We start from the raw sequence: 3136 nt of genomic DNA, 5'->3' as shown, positions 1-3136 counted from the left end.
TTAACGATAATTATCACTTCACCAAGTTCCGATACGGGGGCTTTGCCCGTCTTGGCTATGGTGCTACGGGTATCTTTGCTAAATACTATTTCAATGATATGTTTGAAAACAGTCCGGCGCAGGAAGGACTCCAAAACATGTCCTTCGGCCTAACTTTCGGGTTTTAGTTCCTGCGCTTTTAATTTGTTATCTATAATTACACACTAGATAAATTCCGGTTAACCTAACCCTGCTTTCCATTTTATGGAACTGCAGGGTTTTTTATTTAATATTGTGCATGAACAATCTGCCTGCTATAGAACTAGAGCAAGTAACGAAGATATACCAGACAGAACCGCGTTCTGGAGTCGAATCAGTGAGCTTAAGCATCCAGAAAGGAACGATAAACGTAATTGCTGGTGCAAGTGGTAGTGGTAAAAGTACCCTCCTGAAGCTTATTGCGGGACTGCTTACTCCTGACTCTGGTGAAGTCAGGTATTTAGGAAAACGGGTGCTTGGCCCTACTGAAAAGCTTATTCCGGGACATGAAGCCATGAAGGTTGTAGCTCAGGATTTTAACCTGAACATTTATGCGAAGGTCTACGATAACATAGCAGGACTTCTTTCTAATACCGACCTGAAAGGAAAACAACGAAAAACCTTTGAAGTGATGGAATTTCTGCGGATAGATCACCTCGCACAAAAACGTGCCGTGGATCTAAGTGGAGGAGAGCAGCAGCGAGTGGCGATAGCAAGGGCAATTATAACCGGTCCCGAAGTGCTATTGCTTGATGAGCCCTTCAGTCAGGTCGACGCCATGTTTAAGAATGAGCTCAGAGCCGATATCCGTCGTATGGCTACCTATCTCGGAATAACAGTCGTTCTCGTCTCCCATGATCCTGTAGATGGTCTTTCTATGGCCGATAAGATGATGATTATTAAAGACGGCTCCCTGGTGGAAGAGGGTAGCCCACATTTGCTTTATAACCGTCCGAAAGAGTTGTATACGGCTACCTTACTCACCAATTGCAACGTACTAAGGGCAGACGAAGCCCGGGTCATAGGTATTAATACAAACAAAGATCAAGTGGTCATTTATCCGGAATGGGTCGATATAGGCAAAGGCGGACAAGAGTGGCGCGTAAAAGAGCGGCTCTTCAAAGGTTTCTATGAGGAAATCCTATTGGAGCATGAAGGAGTGGAGTTACGGGCACTGAACGCCGAGCCAGGCTTGTATGAAAGCGATTCCATTATCGGAGCAGAAATACGCAAGTTCCGGGAATACTAGCGCCCGGAATCAGCATAAGGTCTGAACTATACCCTACACTCGGTAAAGCAGTGTACTATACCCAACTATACCAGGTATTCAAATAAGGTTTTATCTCTGTTGATTTCCTTGTAGTCGAATCGATGTGCTTCCATCCGTTGGATCAAAGACGCATAATCGTCAGCGGATTTCAATTCTATACCCACCAATGCCGGTCCGTATTCTCGCTGCGTCTTCTTGATAAATTCAAAGCGGGTGATATCATCCGTAGGCCCCAGAACGTTGTTCACGAACATTTTTAAAGCCCCCGGACGCTGTGGAAAGCGCACTACGAAATAGTGTTTTAAATTTTCATACAGCAGCGACAGCTCTTTGATCTCTTGCATGCGCTCTATGTCATTATTGCCACCGCTGATGACGCAAACTACCTTCTTTCCCTTTATTCGTTCCTGGCAGAAGTCGAGTGCTGCCACTGAAAGCGCCCCCGCCGGTTCGGCAACAATGGCTTCCTGATTGTACAGCTGGAGGATGGTTGTACATACTTTCCCCTCGGGAACCAGCACAACCTGATCCACAATATCCTTGCAAATGGAGAACGTCAGTTCGCCCATGCGCTTGACAGCTGCGCCATCGATGAAGGAATTGACGGTTTCCAAGGTCACCGGACCGCCATTTTCAAGCGCCATCGTCATAGAGGGTGCCCCAAGTGGCTCAACCCCAATGATGGCCAGGCGCGGAAGTGCCTGCTTGAGATAACTGCCGGCGCCAGCAGCCAGTCCGCCGCCCCCCATCGGAAACAGCACAACCTCCACATCTTTCAAATCATCCAGTATCTCCACACCAACCGTTCCCTGACCTTCAATTACATGATGGTTGTCGAAAGGAGGAATGAACGACATGTCATTGGCCTCCGTATACAAAAGCGCTTCCCGCAGGCAGTCATCAAACGTATCGCCTACCAAAATGATCTCCACCATCCCGTCACCAAACATCCTTGTCTGATCAATCTTCTGCTTAGGCGTGATCTCCGGCATAAAGATCACTCCCCGGGTATTCAGTTTTCGGCACGAAAATGCAACGCCCTGAGCATGGTTCCCCGCACTGGCGCAGACCACTCCCCGCGATAGTTGAACGGGCGTCAGCTGGACAATCATGTTATAAGCACCACGTAACTTATACGAACGCACTACCTGCAGATCCTCCCGCTTCAGGTAGATCTCAGCATCATATTTTGCAGAAAGCCGGGCATTGAACTGTAACGGTGTACGGTTGATGACTGACTTTAAACGTTCAGCAGCAGCCTTTGGGTGTAGGGTATATGCAGTATAAGACATGAATCATCAAATAAGAGGGTCATTACAAATCTAAGACTCCCGGCCCGATAAAAAAAGAAAGGCTGCCATCATATATTGATGCAGCCCCTCCTGAATTCTCAGCAGCTATTTCCTGGCACGTCAGGTTACATCCTGCGATACACTAAGCAATAGCTTGCTATTTGTCAAAGGATAAAGGATCACTTAGATGTTTGCAGCTAACCAATCGCCTACTTCACTCGTTTTGTATGCCTTTTTCTCTTTTCCGGCAATATCTTCGGTAACCACACCTTCAGCTAACGACTTGTTGACAACAGATCTGATCAGCTCAGCCTCCTCTTTCAAACCAAAGCCATCCTCAAACATCATCGCTGCAGATAAAACCGTAGCTAAAGGATTTGCGATATCCTTACCAGCCGCCTGAGGGTAAGAACCGTGAATAGGCTCAAACAATGACGTGTGCAGACCGATAGAAGATGAAGGCATCAGACCCATAGAACCCGAAATTACAGAAGCCTCATCGGTCAGAATATCACCAAATAGGTTTTCCGTGATGATCACGTCATAAGAGCTGGGC

General features: G+C 47.0%; 3 protein-coding genes. 1 reads left to right on the top strand and 2 read right to left on the bottom strand.

All coding sequences use genetic code 11. From position 1 onward, the window contains the following. The first annotated feature begins 277 nt into the window (after positions 1–277). On the top strand, positions 278–1267 hold the full coding sequence (locus ACKI5J_RS01510; RefSeq protein WP_407425794.1) for an ABC transporter ATP-binding protein: 990 nt from the start codon (positions 278–280) through the stop codon (positions 1265–1267). Positions 1268–1332: 65 nt separating this feature from the next. Here ACKI5J_RS01510 and ilvA read toward each other — a convergent pair whose 3' ends face one another. Together ilvA and ACKI5J_RS01500 are read right to left on the bottom strand one after the other, a co-directional pair. Then, positions 1333–2580, bottom strand: coding sequence for a threonine ammonia-lyase IlvA (gene ilvA / locus ACKI5J_RS01505; protein ID WP_407425792.1), 1248 nt, complete (start codon positions 2578–2580; stop codon positions 1333–1335). 183 nt (positions 2581–2763) lie between these two features. After that, a partial coding sequence (locus tag ACKI5J_RS01500) for an isocitrate/isopropylmalate family dehydrogenase (RefSeq protein ID WP_407425790.1) occupies positions 2764–3136 on the bottom strand: 373 nt, incomplete at its 5' end.

The organism is Arcticibacter sp. (assembly GCF_045629565.1).
In the GTDB taxonomy this organism is placed as follows: Bacteria; Bacteroidota; Bacteroidia; order Sphingobacteriales; family Sphingobacteriaceae; genus Arcticibacter.
The sequence above is the reverse complement of the archived record's forward strand: the minus strand, read 5'-3'. Positions and strand labels throughout refer to the sequence as shown.

Coding starts and splice junctions, on each gene's coding strand:
- ACKI5J_RS01510 (WP_407425794.1), top strand. CDS start 278: ATGAACAATCTGCCTGCTATAGAACTAGAGCAAGTAACGAAGATATAC.
- ilvA (WP_407425792.1), bottom strand. CDS start 2,580: ATGTCTTATACTGCATATACCCTACACCCAAAGGCTGCTGCTGAACGT.